This window comes from Rhizobium sophorae (assembly GCF_013087515.1).
Classification (GTDB): Bacteria; Pseudomonadota; Alphaproteobacteria; order Rhizobiales; family Rhizobiaceae; genus Rhizobium; species Rhizobium sophorae.
Map to the genome: position 1 here is coordinate 132,665 of NZ_JABFCN010000014.1, position 15,140 is coordinate 147,804.

Below are 15,140 nucleotides of genomic sequence, written 5' to 3' on the forward strand. Positions count from 1 at the left end.
TCAAACTCCTGGCATTGGTCAGACAGAGTGCGACGCCGGTTGGGTTGCCGCATTTTTCCTGACATAGCAGAGGCGATGAGGTTTTGTCACAGGTGTCGGCGCGGTTTCACGCAATCGTCAGAGTTTTCGCAAGGCTGAAGAAAACGGCTGCTTCAGGCATCCGCCCCGGGAAGACGCCTGCCTGTTGCCGCTAAAAACAGGTGTTCGCTGGGGGCCCGCAAGGCGAAGCGGATGGTGTCGCCAGGCCTTACGGCAATGCGTTCGCGAGACAGCATGTTGACGTTTTCTTCGCCGATTCGGGCGACGACCTGTGTCTCTGCCCCTGTCGGCTCGACGACGACGATCTTCGCCGGCGTTCCCTCGTCGGCGATGACGAACTGTTCCGGCCTGATGCCGTAGATGAGTTCTTCACCGGGATCGGCTGTGCCGGGACGCAGCGACAGTGGCATGGCGACGCCGCTGTTCGTGCGGAAGATCGAAGGGGCGTCGGCCTGGATGCGGCCCTTGAGCAGGTTCATCGGCGGCATGCCGATGAAACCGGCGACGAAGGTGGTTGCGGGGCGATCATAGATCTCCAACGGAGTTCCGATCTGCTCGACGATGCCGTCACGCATGACGACGATGCGGTCGGCCATGGTCATCGCTTCGGTCTGGTCGTGGGTGACGTAGACGGTGGTGATCTTCAGCCGCTGGTGAAGCTCCTTGATCTCGGCGCGCATCGCCACGCGCAGCTTGGCGTCGAGATTGGAAAGCGGTTCGTCGAAGAGGAACACTTTCGGATCGCGTACGATCGCGCGGCCCATGGCGACGCGCTGACGCCGGCCGCCTGAGAGATGGCGCGGGTGGCGGTCGAGATAGGGTTCCAGCGCCAGGATCTTTGCGGCGGATGCACCCGGCGGCCGATCTCGTCCTTGGCCGTACCGCGCAGCTTCAGGGAAAAGCCCATATTCTCGGCCACCGTCAGATGCGGATAGAGCGCATAGCTCTGGAACACCACGGCAATGTCGCGCTCCTTCGACGGCATGTCGTTGACCATGCGGCCGCCGATCGAAAGCCGGCCGCCCGAGATCGACTCCAGGCCGGCGATCATGCGCAGCAGCGTGGACTTGCCGCAGCCGGAGGGTCCGACAAGCACGATGAATTCGCCATCTTCGATATCGACGTCGACGCCGTGGATAACCGGCAGGCTGCCGTAGGACTTGCGGATGTTGTGAAGCGCGATCGACGCCATGACGATATTCCCTCCCCCACGAGACAGGATGATTTCAGGCTGCGCCCTCGCCTTCATGATTGACCGCCGTCCGGGTGCCGGAGGAGAACATGATCAAGGCGAAGAGCGGTTCGGTACCGAGCGCGCGCGCCCAGTGACGGACATTGCGGGGAATTCGGATCGCGTCGCCGGCTTCGAGACGGTAGAGTGCATCGCCGAGCTTGTGCTCGCAATGGCCGGAAACGACGTAGAGAATTTCCTCACAATCCGGATGCGAGTGCAGTTGGTTGCGCTCGCCGGGATTGATCCGGCAGGTGCCGAAGGTCATCTCGGCGCCGGGCGTGCCGTCGCCGGTGATCTTCCAATTGAGTTCGCCCCATGTGGTCGGCATGAATTCGCCGCCGGCTTTCCTGAAAATGACATCGCTATCGCTCAAGGCTGTTCCTCCCCTGTCAGAGATTGGTGGTGACGCCGGCATCCGCGCGTCTGTAGAATTCGAAGAGCTTCATGATCTCGCTGGCGATTTCGAGCGTGCCCCTGGAGATCGGCGTGCCGGAGAGGATCGCATCGGTCAGATGCAGGATTTCGGGCACATAACCGAGATAAAACAGGTTGTTGTTGTAGAGCTGGCCGAGCGAATGCTCCGGCTCGTAAAACAGCGCCGCATTCTCGTCCGGCTGGATGAAGCTTGCGGCGCGGCCATAGGACGGCAGGTCGGCCTTGCGGAAGTAAGTCAGCCGGCTGCCGTTTTCGACGATGGCGTTGGCGCCTTCGCCGATAATCTCGACCCGCTCGAAGATGCTGCCGCCGGACTGGCCGGCGGCAAGGTGCAGCGTGCCGATCGCCCCGGAGCGGAAGCGCAGGCTGGTAATGGTCGCGCCCGTCAGCGCTTCCCATTCATAACCAGCGCGTTCGATCTCGCCGCCGAGGAAGTTGAGGATCGCGCCCGGATGATAGATATGGTCGAGGAAGCTCTGCATCTTGACGAGATTGGCGCGGTCTTCTGGGCTCGGCAGGCTCTGGGGATAGCGGACATTGATCGAGGTCAGCCGGCCGAAACCGGGCGAGCCGATCAGATCCTTCAGCTTCTCGATGGTCGGGAAGAAGGTCTTCTTGAGACCGGTCATCACCATGCGGCCGGCCGCGGCACTTGCCGCCTGCAGCCTTTCGATATCGGCAAGGCTTGCCGCCGTCGGCTTCTCCATCCAGACGTGAGCGCCCGCGGCAAGCGCGTCGAGCGCCAGATCGGTTGCCTGCACCCGGCCGTCAGGATGATAGGCGGTGACGAGAAAGACCAGATCCGGCTTTTCCAGTGCGAGCATTTCGCGATGATCGGTATAGGCTTTCCCGGCGCCGAAAAGTTTGGCGAATTTCTCGGCGCGGCCGAGATCGAGATCGCAGATGCCGGCAAGTTCGACCGGCGCGTAACGCAGCGCCGGATAGACATTGCGATAGGCATGGCCGCCGGCGCCGATGAAGCAGGCCTTGATATGGTGGTCGTATTCGAAGTTGTAGCGGATTTCCCGCTGGACATGATGCGACATGGTCAGCCCTTGATTGCTCCCTGCGTCAGCCCCTCGGTGAAGCGGCGCTGCATCAGGATGTAGAGAAGAATGATCGGCAGGAATGAAATGACGGTCCCGGAAAAGACCAGGCGATAGTCGGAAGCATAGGTGCTGGCGAAACGGACCAGCCCGAGCGGCAGCGTCTGTACCTGGGGACTGATCAGCACGATCAGCGGCAGGAAAAAGTCGTTCCAGGTGGAGAGCGCGCTGATGATGACGAGCGCCTGCACCGCCGGCGTCGAGATCGGCAGAAAGACCTTGGTGAGGATCTGGAAATGCGAAGCGCCGTCTATCTTGGCAGCCTCGATCAGATCATCAGGCACGCCGATGAAGAAGCTCCGCATCAGGAAGATGCCGAAGGGAATGCCGTTGCTCACCTGCACCAGGACGATGCCGGTCAGCGTGTTGACGAGATTGAGCCCGAAAAGCACCTGGTAGAGCGGGATAACGATCGCCTGGACCGGCACCGTCAAGCCGAGGATGAAGGCGTAGAACAACCATTCCCGGCCGGGAAAACGGATCTTGGCAAGCGCATAGCCGGCCGGCGCGCAGGTGATCAGCGACAGGACGACGACGCCGATGAGGTTGATGAGGCTGTTGCCGACGAGTTCGCCGAACCCGCCGATCTGCCATGCATCCAGATAGTTCCGCCACATCAGGTCGGCGGGCCAGGTGAAGGGGTCGGCCTGGCCGATCTCGGCCTCGGTCTTGAAACTCGAGACCACCAGCCAGATGAAGGGGGCAAGGATCAGGATCAATGCCGGGGTCAGCGCCAGCGCCACCGGCCATTCGCGATTACGGACGCTCATTGCGAAAGCCTCGCGCGCCAGCGGTTGAAGACGATGGTGATGGTGATCGCAAGCAGGCTGAGCAAGATGCAGAGCACCGCCGCAAGCCCGTGGTCCTGGGACTGGAAAGCAAGCCGGTAGATGTAGGTGGTGATCAGCTCGCTCTGATAGAACGGCCCGCCATTGGTCATGACGAAGACGGTGGCGAAACCCTTCAGCCCGTTGATCATCGCCAGCGAGACGACGAAGGTCGTGACCTCGCGTAGCCCCGGCAGCGTCACGTAGATCAGCTTCTGGAAGGCGTTGGCGCCGTCCACTTCGGCCGCGTCGTAGAGCGAGTGGTCGATGTTCTGCAGACCGGCGATGAACAGCAGCATGTAAAGGCCGAAGCCCTGCCACGAGCTTGCGACATTGACGGAAAAGAGCACCAAAGCGGGATCGGAAAGCCACCCTTGCGTGAAGGCGCCGAGCCCGATCCGCGTCAGGGCCGTATTCAGCAGGCCGAAGAAGGGATCGTAGATATTGGCCCAGATGACGCCGACCACCGCCAGCGACACCAGATGCGGCAGGAAGAAGGCGGTTCGGAAGAAGATCTGGGTGATCCGCAGCCTGCTGACGGCAAGCGCCAGCAGGAGGCCAAGCCCGCCTGCCATCACCACATGATAGGCCAGCCAGAGGAAGGTATGGACGAGGCTCTTCCAGACGATCGGATCCTGTGCCGCCTTGGCATAGTTGTCGAAGCCGACGAAGCTGGCGGAGGTATTGAAGCCGGCGGAGCTGTTGAAGCTCAGCCAGAAGGTGGCGGCGATCGGCAGTAAGGTGAAGACGGCATAAAGGGCGAGCGCCGGCGCCATCAGCCACAATGCGGTGCGGGCATCGCCATCGGATGAACCATCAGATGAGGCGGCCCCAGCCGTCCGGCGTTCGGACATACGGGCGGACAGGCCGCCCGTATGTCCCGCCATGGCAGGCGCATCCCTGAGTGGAGCCACGACCTTGCTTCCGGGCGTTTCTGGAATGACCACTATTTCGCCTCTGCCATCTTCGCCTGGATCTGCTTCATGCCTTCCTCGCCGCCGATCTGGCCGGAGATCAGGCCCTGGATGACCTGAAAATAGGTGTCGAGCACCGGCCCGGGCAGATAGACGCTCGGATTGTAGCCGACGCCGCCGGCGGCAGCGGCGAAGATGTCCTTCAGCACTGGTGTCGGCGGCTCGACGCCGGGGATTTCGCGCGGATAGATCATCGTGCTTGCCGGGTCCTGCGCGCGCTTCTTCATCACCGCATCCGACAGCATGAAGTCGATCCACTTCATTGCGAGTTCCGGCTGCCTGGAATTGACCGGCACCAGCCAGCTCCAGCCGACACCGCCGGTCGGTATCGCTGCACCCTTGATGTCGGAAGGCATGGGTGCGTAACCGGCGTTGGCGAGGTCATAGCCAGCCTTGCGGGCATTGGCGGTGAACCACGGGCCGGCGACGAACATCGCCGCGCGTTTGTTGAACCAGAGGCGCGAAGCGCCGTCGAGATCGAGGCCGGCCATTTCCTTCTTGATGTAGCCCGCCTCGACCAGCTTCTGCAGCCGGATGGCGCCGGCGGCGACCGAAGGTTCGTCCCAGGCGATCTCGCGGCGCAGCGCCTTGCCGATTGCCTCCTTGCCGCTCGCCGATTGTAGCAGATTGCCGAAGAGGTGGCCGGCGCTGCCGGTGGTGCGAGGACCGATGGCGATCGGATGCAGACCGGTCTCATGGATCGATTTCATCAGCGCTTCGAATTCGGTCCAGGTCGCCGGGATCTTCCAGCCGGCCTTTTCGAAAATATCCTTGTGATACCAGATGCCCAATGCATCGAGGCCATCGGGAACCTCGTAGATCTCACCGCCGAACTGGCCCTTCAGCTCGGTGTAGAGCCAGGGATAGATCTCGTCCTTCCAGCCGCGTATTTCATATTGCTCGGTGAGCGGAGTGACCTGCTTGGCATTCCTGACGACGCTGATGCGGCCGATGCCGGAATTGGTGAGGATCACATCCGGGCCGGCATCCGACTGGATCGCCGCCTGCACCGCGCCGTTGCTGATCGTCCCGGTCGGCGGCATGAATTCGACGGTGACGCCGGGATTGGCCTTTTCGAAATCGGCCTTGATGCCGTTCCACAGCTGCGCTACCAGCGGTTCGGTGATCTGCTCCGGGCCCCACATCTTCAGGGTTTCGGCATGCGCCAGCGAACTTGCGGCGATCATCGCCACTAGCGCCGTGCTGCGGGCAAGAAATTTCAGCATTGCTCCCTCCTCTTGGGGCCGCTCCACGGCCACGTTTTTCGATTGCTGAAAAGGAGACCTCCCTCTCCTTCATTCCACCTGGCGTTCCATTCGGTTAACGCGCCGGATTCTCCTTCTGAAACCGCGCCATGACGGCCTGCTGGACATCGCTGATATGCGCATGCATCAGCGCCTTTGCGCGCGGGATGTCGCGCGCCCGGAACGCCTGCAGGATCTGATCGCGCTCCTCGGCCGCCCTTTCGGCCAGATCGCGGCTCTCATTGGCGATCGAGCGGCAGATCTGGATCTGCAGCGCGAGCCGCGCTAGCGTTTCGATCAGCGGCGCGCTTCCCGAAAGTTCGGCGATGGTCTCGTGAAACTCCTTGTCGCGGATGCCGTAGGTCGCCATGTCGCCGCGGCGGAGTGCCGCCACCGCCTCATCCAGCATGCGTTCGAAGCCGGCGATATGCCGGTCGCTCATCTGCGGAACGGCAAGTTCGACCGCGAAGCATTCGAGTGTCTTGCGAAGCTCGTAGAGGTCGTCGATCTCCTTTGGCGTGAAACTGCGCACGAAGAAGCCGCGATAAGGCTTGATCTCGATCAGCCCTTCCTTGGCGAGCGTGCCGATTGCCTCGCGAAACGGTGTGCGGCTGACCTGCAGGCGTTCCGTCAGTTCCTTTTCGTCGATCGAGACGCCGCTCGGCAGCTCGCCGGAGACGATCAGGCGAACGATTTCCTCGTAGATCCGCTCGCGAAGGGTGAGGTGGCGCGGTGCGTTCATGGTCTCCATTTCCGTCTGGCGTTCGTGATTTAAGTATGCAATATACGAAATAATATACAATATGGAAAATACAAAACTGAGAATTTTATCGAAAGAAAGTCGGAGACCGATCAAAAATGGAGGAAAACCAATGGGAAAGGTCTACATCGTCGGCACCTGCGACACCAAGGGCGCCGAACTGAGCTACGCCAGAGAGGTGGTCTTTTCGGCCGGAGCCGATGCCGTGCTAGTCGATGTCGGCACGCTTGGGGAAGGTGCTGCCGCCGATATCCAGGTACGCGAAGTCGCCGAATTTCATCCTCAGGGTGCCGCGGCCGTGCTCGGGCAGACCGATCGGGGAGCCGCAGTTTCGGCGATGGCCAAGGCCTTGGTGGCGTTCCTAAAATCGCGCAACGACATCGGCGCCGTCCTTGGCCTTGGCGGAACCGGCAATACCGCGCTTGTGACGGAGGCTATGCGGACGCTTCCCATCGGCCTGCCGAAACTGATGGTCTCGACGGTCGCCTCAGGCAATGTGGCGCCCTATGTCGGACCGAATGATCTCACCATGATGTATTCCGTCGTCGACGTCGCCGGCTTGAACGCGATCTCGCGCAGAGTGATCGGCAATGCGGCAAACGCGGTAGCCGGCATGGCCCGCAACCCGATCCCCGCCTCTAGGGATGATCGCCCGGGCATTGGCATGACCATGTTCGGCGTCACCACCTCTTGCGTGACCCAGATCCGCGAGATGCTTGGCAAGACGCATGAGATCTACGTCTTCCATGCGACCGGCGTCGGTGGCCAGTCGATGGAGAAGCTTGCCGATTCCGGTCTGCTGCAGGGCGTGATCGACGTGACGACGACGGAGGTGCCCGACCTTCTCATCGGCGGTGTCTTTCCGGCGACCGAGGATCGCTTCGGCGCCATTATCCGCACCGGCCTGCCCTATGTCGGCTCGGTCGGCGCCGTGGATATGGTGAATTTCGGCGCGCGGGAAACCGTGCCGGCGCCCTTCCGCGACCGCAGGCTTCACGTCCACAATGCGCAGGTGACCCTGATGCGCACCACCCCTGAGGAAAACCGCAGGATCGGTGCTTTCATTGTCGAACGGCTCAACCGGATGCAGGGTCCGGTTCGCTTCCTGCTGCCGCTTCAGGGCGTTTCGGCGATCGATGCTGCCGGTCAGCCATTCCATGATCCCGAAGCCGACGAGGCGCTGTTTTCCGCCATTCGTGCCGGCTGGCGCGACGCGCCGAACAGGCGCCTCGTCGAGATAGACGCCCATATCAACAGCCCGGAATTCGCCACGGCACTCGTTGCCGGCTTCCATGAGATCCATGCCTGAGGAGAGAGTTTTGACCCCCATCGACAGAAACGAAATTCTGAACAAGCTGCGCCGCAAGATCGCCGAGGGCCGGCCGATTATCGGCGGCGGCGCCGGCACCGGCCTTTCCGCCAAGAGCGAGGAATCAGGCGGCATCGATCTGATCGTGATCTACAATTCCGGCCGTTATCGCATGGCCGGACGCGGCTCGCTTGCCGGCCTGCTAGCCTATGGCAATGCCAACGAGATCGTCAAGGAGATGGGCCGCGAAGTCCTGCCGGTCGTGCGCCACACGCCGGTGCTTGCCGGCGTCAACGGCACCGATCCCTTCATGCTGCCCGATCACTTCCTCGACGAGCTGAAGGCAATGGGGTTTGCCGGCATCCAGAACTTTCCGACTGTCGGGCTGATAGACGGCACGTTTCGCGCCAATCTCGAAGAGACCGGCATGGGCTTCGATCTGGAAATCGATATCATCGCCCGCGCCAACGCCAAGGACATGCTGACCACACCCTATGTCTTCAGCAGTGAGGACGCCGTTGCCATGACCAAAGCCGGCGCTGATATCGTCGTCTGCCATCTCGGCCTGACCACAGGCGGCGCGATCGGCGCCGAAACGGCGCTGACGCTCGACGGGTGCGTGGAGAAGATCAACGAATGGTCGGATGCCGCAAGGTCAGTCCGCGACGACATCATCGTGCTCTGCCATGGCGGGCCGATCGCCATGCCTGCGGATGCCGCCTATGTGCTTGCCCGCTGCAGGGGTTGCAACGGCTTTTACGGCGCGAGTTCGATGGAGCGCTTGCCAACCGAGGTCGCGATCCGGGTACAAGTCGAGCAATTCGCAACGATATAGGCATGGCTTGGATTGGGCACGAAGCCTGCTGCCGGCTCCACCGATGTGGGGTGCCGGGGGCGGAGGTCAGTTGTCGCTTTCCGAGGAGGCGATGATCTCGTCCAACTGCCCGACGAGCATGCGGCTCCCCTCCACGTCGGAAGCCATCCTGGAGAAGAGGTCCGCCATGCCGCGGAAGATGGTCGCGGCCGGATCATCTTCTCCCAGGAAATCGGCAATCTCCTGCATTTCGGCGACCCATCGATAGGCCTTCGGGTACATGTCGGGAATCGATCTAGACAGCTTGCGATCGACGTCGGGAAGGCTTTCGGAGAGTTCGATTTTCAGGCTTTCGGCAGCACCTGAACGCGATGCGGCAAGCAGCATGGCGGTGCCAAGGCCGATAAATCCCTTGTTGATGCCAGCATAACACATCTTCAGTGCCGAGGCGGCGCCGAGCGGTCCGTCGAGCCGTCGGATCCGCAGGCCGCAATCCTCGAGCAGCCGGCTTCGCTCGGCAACATCGCCGCTGATATAGATGGTCGGACCTGATTTGCCGGGGATCGGCGGCCCGCCGATGATCGCACCGTCAAGCACCTCGACGCCGCTGCCTTCGAAGCGTGCCGCCAAAGCCCGCATGGTTTTCGGCGCAATCGCGTTGAGGTCGATGAAGGGCGGCGGCGCTTGCATTCCGGACGATATGTCCGCGACGAGTTCGGCGACCTGGATCGCCTCCGCCGGTGGAACGATCGACAGGATCAGCTCGGCCTTCGTCAGCTCCCGGCGGCCGACCGGCACCATGCCGGCTGCCTTTGCCCGCGCAATCGTCTGCTCGCTCCTGCCCTCGAGGTAGGTCAGCACCGTGGCGCCGTGGTCGATCAGCCGTTTGGCGACAGCGCTTCCCATCGCGCCCGATCCGATAATCGCAAAATCCGGCATTTGAACCTCAATTAATGACGTCATCGGGTTAGAACTGTTGCCGATGGCCATATCGTCAACTGCGACGATTCAGCCGGAGGTTCGTTCCGAAGCAGCTGGCCGTTTCATGCGCGCTGCCTAGCGGCACTTTTTCTTGATATTCGTCAATGTCGGGACGGTCGACACCGGTATGATCGGTGCTATCATTCGCATTCAAGGATATGGATTTCAATGTATCGGACGATCATCTGCGGCATCGGCATGGGCCCCCGCGAAACGGCCAGCCGCCTTCTGCGCCGGGCTGCTGCGCTGGTGGACGAAGGCGGAAGCATCGTCGTCATGCACGTCATCGAGAATATCCCCCGCCGTCACCTGACGGAGCTTCCCGAGGAATTCGAGACGACCGCCATCGTCGACGCCGAAAAGAAACTAGCATCGCTCTGCAAGGAGATGGAAATTCCGGCGATGATCGAGGTTCGCATCGGCGTTGCAGCCTCCCTGCTCGTCTCCGTCGCAAGGGAGAAATCGGCCGATCTCATCCTGCTTTCATCCCATGTGCCCGATATCACCGACTACGTCTTCTCCTCGATTGTTGACAAGGTTGTGCGCCATGCCGGGTGCTCGGTTCTTATCGATCGGCGTTTAGATCGCGCGCAGGAAGGCTCAGCATCCCCCGCGGAGGACGCTGCGTTGTTCTAAGCTCCACGGAACTTGCGCGACAGCGGGCGCTTTATTCGGATTGAGGTCGACGAGGTGGCCGGCCTCCCCTCCCCGGCGGCGGCCCGACAACCTATATCATCCCCAAGCCAACCAGCAGTATTTGCTGCCCGACCGGAGATATATATGAGCCAGGATCCTTACGAGCTTCTGGGCGTGAAACGCGATGCGACGCAAAAGGATATTCAAAGCGCGTTCCGCAAGCTCGCCAAGAAACTTCACCCCGACCTTAACCCCGGCGATAAAAAGGCCGAGGAACGATTCAAGCAAATTTCAGCCGCTTACGAAATCTTGAGCGACGAGGAAAAACGCGGACGCTTCGACCGCGGCGAGATCGATATATCAGGCGCCGAGCGGGCACAGCGCAATTATTACCGCGACTACGCGTCGAAGAGCGGGCCTGGCGATCCCTACCACAACAGCGCCGGCTTTGCCGATTTCAGCGATGCGGATGAAATCTTCGCCAGCTTCTTTTCACGCCGTGCCGGCGGCGGCCAGACCCGTGGTCGTGGCCGTGACCGGCAATTTTCCATGGAGGTCGACTTTCTCGAGGCCGTCAACGGCACCAGGACGGAGGTCAAGATGCCGAATGGTCCGGCGCTCGACGTACAGATCCCGCCGGGGACGCGCGACGGCCAGACCTTGCGGTTGCGCGGCAAGGGCGAGCCGGGCATCGGAGGCGGGCCGACGGGTGATGCCCTCATCGAAATCCGTGTGGCCCCGCACCGCTTCTTTACGCGTGACGGCGACGATATCCGCCTGGAACTGCCGATCTCCCTCAGTGAGGCCGTGCTCGGCGGCAAGGTCCGTGTGCCGACGCCGTCCGGATCAGTCAATTTGACGCTGCCGCCTCATTCGAACAGCGGCAAGGTCCTGCGTCTCAAGGGCAAAGGTGTTGCAAAACGCGGCGGTGAACACGGCGACGTCTACATTTCGCTGAAGATCGTGCTTCCCGACGCCCCGGATGAACGGCTGACGGCCTTGATGAAGGAATGGGCGACGGCAAACTCCTACGATCCGAGAAAGAACATGGAGGCTTGATCATGGATGATCTCGAATTCCGTCTTTGCTTGAAAATCGACATCGTCCAGCTCGACCTCTGGATCGAACAGGGTTGGCTGATCCCCGAGACGTCAGGCGGCCAGAGGCAATTTCGCGACGCCGACCTCGCACGCGCCCGACTGATCCTGGACCTCATGGGAAACATGGGTGTCAACGAAGCCGGCGTCGATATCGTCATGGAGCTGGTCGACGAATTGCACGGCCTGCGAGGAACGATGGGCAGGCTGATGACCGCCATCGGCAAGCAGGAGCGGGATGTTCAGCGCCGGCTGTTCGAGAGCCTCGAGGAGATCGACCGGCTTTAGCCAGAACCAGCTTCTACGTGGTGAACCAGTAGCGGACGATGTGGAAGAACAGCGGTGCGGCGAAGGTGATGGAATCCAGGCGATCGAGCACGCCGCCATGGCCCTCGATCACATAGCCCCAATCCTTGGCATTGAGATCGCGCTTGATGGCCGAGAGCACGAAGCCGCCGAAGAAGCCGGCGACGACGATGACCGTGCTGATGGCAGCGGCCTGCAGCGGTGAAAACGGCGTCAGGCGATAAAGCAACGTTCCCACAAGGATGGCCGAGGCGCCGCCTCCGACCAGCCCTTCGATCGTCTTCGACGGGCTGATATTCGGCGAGAAACGATGCTTTCCGAGGAGCTTGCCCCAGACATACTGGAAGACGTCGCTGAGCTGCACGACCACGACCAGATAGACGAGAAGGAGCGCCGACGGCGTGCCGGTCTCCAGCATGAGGAGGGCGGGAGCGTGGCTGATCGAATAGACCGTCAGCATCAATCCCCATTGGACTCTGGCGGTCCGCGCGAGGAATTCGTTGACGTCACCCGTCAAGGTCGCCACCGCCGGCAGGATCAGGAAGGCATAGACCGGGATGAAGATCGCAAACAGGCCGTACCACTCGGTTCCGAGCAGCACGTAATGCAGCGGCAGCACAACGAAGAAGGACAGGAAAAGCGCCAGATGATCGCCGCGCCGCGATGGTGTCAGCGTCCAGAATTCGCGAAGCGCCATAAAGGACAGGAATGCGAACAGGATGACCGTCGCCGTGTCGCCGAGCAGGATCGCGCCGCCGAACACTGCGACCATGATCCACCAGGAGCGAATCCGGGCGTTGAGATTTTGGACGGTAGCGACGGAGCCGGGCTCGGTTGCGCCCCGCTGCAGGACAAAACCGATCGCGGAGGCGCCGGCAAGCAGGCCGAGGATGGCGGCCAGCACAAGGGAGAACAGGCTGGTCATGCCGCATGCCCCCCATCTGCGAGATCAATGACCGCGGCACGGGCGCGAGCCAGGAAGGCGTCCTTTTCCTCGCCGGGTTCGACGCGGAGCGGCTTGCCGAAGCGCGCCGTGCAGGTGATCGGGACGATCAGCATGCTTCCCTTCGGCAGGATGCGCTGAAGGTTGTCGAGATGGATCGGCACGAGATCGACATCCGGAAAACGGCAGGCGAGGCGATAGATGCCGCTGCGGAACGGGGCGATCTCATCGGTGGCACTTCTCGTCCCCTCGGGAAAAATTAGGATCGAACGGCCTTCCTCGAGCAGGCGCTCGAGAGGCTCCAGCGGGTTGCTGTCCGGCGGAGGCTTGCGGTCTATCAGGACGGCGCGCAGGCCTTTCTCGGCGATGAAGCGGCGAAAGGCGTTGGTTCCCCAGTAATCTCGTGCGGCGACCGGATGGGTCAGCCGGCGCACCGGCCACGGCAGGGCTGCCATGACGGCGACGGTATCGACATGGCTGTTGTGATTGGCGAAATAGATGCGGCGGCGGGGATCGGGCGCGCAGCCCCGCCACTCGCTTCGGGCGCCGACCAGGATACGGACGAACAGCACGAGAAGGCGACGGATGAGCGCGATCATAGTCTCTCCAGGGAACGGGCAAGCGTTATCGTGCGTGTGATGCAGGTGACAAGGCTGCCGGCCGCGATGACCGCGCATGCCAGGATCAGCGACCAGTGGCTGCCTGATATCAGCGTCTCGACGCTCTGGGCGAGGAGGCCCGCCGTCAGCACCGCCATGCGGCGCTGCTTGGCCATGATGCCGCTGAAGTCCTGGGGAAGACCGACCGATCCTCCGAAGACCCTGATATAGGCGGTGAGTGCGGCGAGCAGAGCAGCGAGCCAGCCGAGCCAGCCAAAGCCGCAGGCATAGCCAGCCGCGATGAGAAACAGGCTGTCGGCGACCCGGTCGGGAAATTCATTGTAGAGCGGTCCGCTCTTTGTTTTCTTGCCGCCTTCGATCGCGACCATTCCGTCCAGCAGATTGCAGACGAGCCGCAGTTGCACCGAGATCGCGGCGCAAACCATGGCAATCGGATGTGTTGTGAAAACGATGAGTGCCGCGCCTATACCCGCGAATACGACCGAAAAAAGCGAAATGCCGTTCGGTGTCGCGCCGCTCCGCGCCAGCCACGCGCTGAGGCCGATGGCCCAGGACGACGACCGGCTCGCGATCGGTCGCCGCGAGGCGCCCTCTTCTTCCCCCATTTCATGTCCCCCAACCCCGATGATCCTTGCATATCCTGCCGACGTCGTCACGCCAAGATGTAACACCTTGTAAATCCAGCCGATCGCCTCCGCGCTTCGGCGAGCCGGCGGCGAGCATGGGTCGAACAGCCTGATTTTTAAGCCTGTTTGCTGCTTGACACATTTTTGGGCGCTACTATGATTTTTGAACCAAATGGTAAAAAAGGGGAACAATCAATGACCAAAGATATCCTGATTTCACGCCGGGCAGTGATCGCGTCCGGCATTGCGCTCGGGGTCAGCGGCTTTGCCCCGCTGGCAAGGGCAGCTGCGCCGCTGAAGGTTGCCGGCATTCATGCGTCGCCGGTCGAAAATGCCTGGAACTCCTGTCTGCACAAGGCCCTGCAGGACGCGGCGAAGGAAGGCGTGATCGAATATGTCTTCTCCGAAGGAGTCTCCGGCACCGATTATCCGCGCGCCATGCGCGAATATGCCGAACAGGGCAACAAGCTGATCATCGGCGAGGCCTATGCGGTGGAGAAAGAGGCCCGGCAGGTCGCGACCGACTATCCCGACACCGCTTTCGTGCTGGGTTCGAGCGGCGAGCAAGCCGGCGACAATTTCGGCGTCTTCGGCACCTGGAACCACGACGGCGCCTATCTCGCCGGCATGCTGGCGGGCAAGATGACCAAGTCGAATGTCGTCGGTTCGGTCGGCGCCATCCCGATCCCCGAGGTCAACATGCTGATCAATGCGTTCGCAGCTGGCGTCAAGGCGGTCAACCCGGATGCAAAACACCTCGTCTCCTTCATCGGCACCTTCTTCGATCCGCCGAAGGCCCGTGAAGCCGGTCTTGCTCAGATCGACGCTGGCGCCGACATCCTCTTCGGCGAGCGCATCGGCACCGCCGATGCCGCCAAGGAGCGCGGCATCAAGTCGGTCGGCTCGCTGATCGACTATACGCCACGTTATCCCGATACGGTGTTTGCCAACGCCATGTGGTACTTCCGCCCAATCCTGGACGCTGCGATCGCGGATGTCGCTGCCGGAAAGCCGGTCGGCAGGAACTACACGTCCTACGGCCTGATGAAGGAAGGTGGCAGCGATATCGTCTTCGTGAAGGGCGTGGCGCCCGCCGAGGCCGAGGCTGCGATGGAAGCCAAGCGGGCGGAGATCAAGGCCGGCACCTTCGAAGTTCCGAAGATGATGGACGAGCCGAAGTAATCCGGCT

The 15,140-nt window shown here is 61.8% G+C and carries 16 protein-coding genes and 1 pseudogene; 6 read left to right on the forward strand and 11 right to left on the reverse strand.

Annotation, left to right across the window (positions count from 1 at the left end; all coding sequences use genetic code 11):
* Window positions 1-152 precede the first annotated feature (152 nt).
* The 7 genes and pseudogenes from G9X64_RS08500 to G9X64_RS08530 all read right to left on the reverse strand — a co-directional run bounded on the left by G9X64_RS08500 (window position 153) and on the right by G9X64_RS08530 (window position 6,601).
* Window positions 153-1,231 (reverse strand): annotated as a pseudogene (locus G9X64_RS08500) (ABC transporter ATP-binding protein).
* A 34-nt stretch (window positions 1,232-1,265) separates the two neighbouring features.
* On the reverse strand, window positions 1,266-1,646 hold the full coding sequence (locus tag G9X64_RS08505; RefSeq protein WP_129417095.1) for a cupin domain-containing protein: 381 nt from the start codon (window positions 1,644-1,646) through the stop codon (window positions 1,266-1,268).
* Between the two features lie 16 nt (window positions 1,647-1,662).
* Window positions 1,663-2,754 carry a Gfo/Idh/MocA family protein gene (locus G9X64_RS08510; RefSeq protein WP_168316168.1) on the reverse strand — a complete coding sequence of 364 codons (1,092 nt, stop codon included), beginning with the start codon at window positions 2,752-2,754 and terminating at the stop codon, window positions 1,663-1,665.
* Between the two features lie 2 nt (window positions 2,755-2,756).
* Window positions 2,757-3,584 carry a carbohydrate ABC transporter permease gene (locus G9X64_RS08515; RefSeq protein WP_171376374.1) on the reverse strand — a complete coding sequence of 276 codons (828 nt, stop codon included), beginning with the start codon at window positions 3,582-3,584 and terminating at the stop codon, window positions 2,757-2,759.
* Window positions 3,581-4,528, reverse strand: coding sequence for a carbohydrate ABC transporter permease (locus tag G9X64_RS08520; protein ID WP_171376375.1), 948 nt, complete (start codon window positions 4,526-4,528; stop codon window positions 3,581-3,583). The genes G9X64_RS08515 and G9X64_RS08520 overlap by 4 nt, the downstream gene beginning before the upstream one ends.
* Window positions 4,529-4,587: 59 nt before the next feature.
* Window positions 4,588-5,841 (reverse strand): ABC transporter substrate-binding protein, encoded by a 1,254-nt coding sequence (locus G9X64_RS08525; protein ID WP_171376376.1) that lies wholly within the window; start codon window positions 5,839-5,841, stop codon window positions 4,588-4,590.
* A 94-nt stretch (window positions 5,842-5,935) separates the two neighbouring features.
* Entirely contained in the window at window positions 5,936-6,601 is a 666-nt protein-coding gene (locus tag G9X64_RS08530) for a GntR family transcriptional regulator (protein WP_168316165.1), read from the reverse strand.
* Window positions 6,602-6,731: 130 nt separating this feature from the next.
* Here G9X64_RS08530 and G9X64_RS08535 point away from each other — a divergent pair, with 130 nt between their 5' ends.
* Together G9X64_RS08535 and G9X64_RS08540 are read left to right on the forward strand one after the other, a co-directional pair.
* Window positions 6,732-7,928: a Tm-1-like ATP-binding domain-containing protein gene (locus G9X64_RS08535; RefSeq protein ID WP_171376377.1), complete on the forward strand. Its 1,197-nt coding sequence runs from the start codon at window positions 6,732-6,734 to the stop codon at window positions 7,926-7,928.
* A complete protein-coding gene (locus G9X64_RS08540; RefSeq protein ID WP_168316163.1) occupies window positions 7,921-8,763 on the forward strand; it encodes a phosphoenolpyruvate hydrolase family protein in 843 nt (280 codons plus the stop codon). The genes G9X64_RS08535 and G9X64_RS08540 overlap by 8 nt, the downstream gene beginning before the upstream one ends.
* 66 nt (window positions 8,764-8,829) lie before the next feature.
* Here G9X64_RS08540 and G9X64_RS08545 read toward each other — a convergent pair whose 3' ends face one another.
* On the reverse strand, window positions 8,830-9,732 hold the full coding sequence (locus G9X64_RS08545; protein WP_171376378.1) for an NAD(P)-dependent oxidoreductase: 903 nt from the start codon (window positions 9,730-9,732) through the stop codon (window positions 8,830-8,832).
* 159 nt (window positions 9,733-9,891) lie between these two features.
* Here G9X64_RS08545 and G9X64_RS08550 point away from each other — a divergent pair, with 159 nt between their 5' ends.
* From G9X64_RS08550 to G9X64_RS08560, 3 genes are all read left to right on the forward strand, one after another.
* Entirely contained in the window at window positions 9,892-10,359 is a 468-nt protein-coding gene (locus tag G9X64_RS08550) for a universal stress protein (protein ID WP_168307731.1), read from the forward strand.
* 144 nt (window positions 10,360-10,503) lie between these two features.
* Window positions 10,504-11,418: a DnaJ C-terminal domain-containing protein gene (locus tag G9X64_RS08555; protein WP_168307732.1), complete on the forward strand. Its 915-nt coding sequence runs from the start codon at window positions 10,504-10,506 to the stop codon at window positions 11,416-11,418.
* A gap of 2 nt (window positions 11,419-11,420) precedes the next feature.
* Window positions 11,421-11,744, forward strand: a complete 324-nt coding sequence (locus G9X64_RS08560) for a chaperone modulator CbpM (RefSeq protein ID WP_171376379.1) — start codon at window positions 11,421-11,423, stop codon at window positions 11,742-11,744.
* 13 nt (window positions 11,745-11,757) lie between these two features.
* Here G9X64_RS08560 and G9X64_RS08565 read toward each other — a convergent pair whose 3' ends face one another.
* From G9X64_RS08565 to G9X64_RS08575, 3 genes are read right to left on the reverse strand one after another with little or no spacing between them, the layout of a single operon-like run.
* The gene (locus G9X64_RS08565; protein WP_171376380.1) at window positions 11,758-12,687 is read right to left on the reverse strand and encodes a phosphatidate cytidylyltransferase; all 930 of its coding nucleotides are present in this window, start codon (window positions 12,685-12,687) and stop codon (window positions 11,758-11,760) included.
* Entirely contained in the window at window positions 12,684-13,304 is a 621-nt protein-coding gene (locus G9X64_RS08570; protein ID WP_168307735.1) for a lysophospholipid acyltransferase family protein, read from the reverse strand. Before G9X64_RS08570 ends, G9X64_RS08565 begins: the two co-directional genes overlap by 4 nt.
* The gene (locus G9X64_RS08575; RefSeq protein ID WP_168307736.1) at window positions 13,301-13,930 is read right to left on the reverse strand and encodes a CDP-alcohol phosphatidyltransferase family protein; all 630 of its coding nucleotides are present in this window, start codon (window positions 13,928-13,930) and stop codon (window positions 13,301-13,303) included. The genes G9X64_RS08570 and G9X64_RS08575 overlap by 4 nt, the downstream gene beginning before the upstream one ends.
* 216 nt (window positions 13,931-14,146) lie before the next feature.
* Here G9X64_RS08575 and G9X64_RS08580 point away from each other — a divergent pair, with 216 nt between their 5' ends.
* Window positions 14,147-15,133 carry a BMP family protein gene (locus tag G9X64_RS08580; RefSeq protein ID WP_011649722.1) on the forward strand — a complete coding sequence of 329 codons (987 nt, stop codon included), beginning with the start codon at window positions 14,147-14,149 and terminating at the stop codon, window positions 15,131-15,133.
* Window positions 15,134-15,140 lie beyond the last annotated feature (7 nt).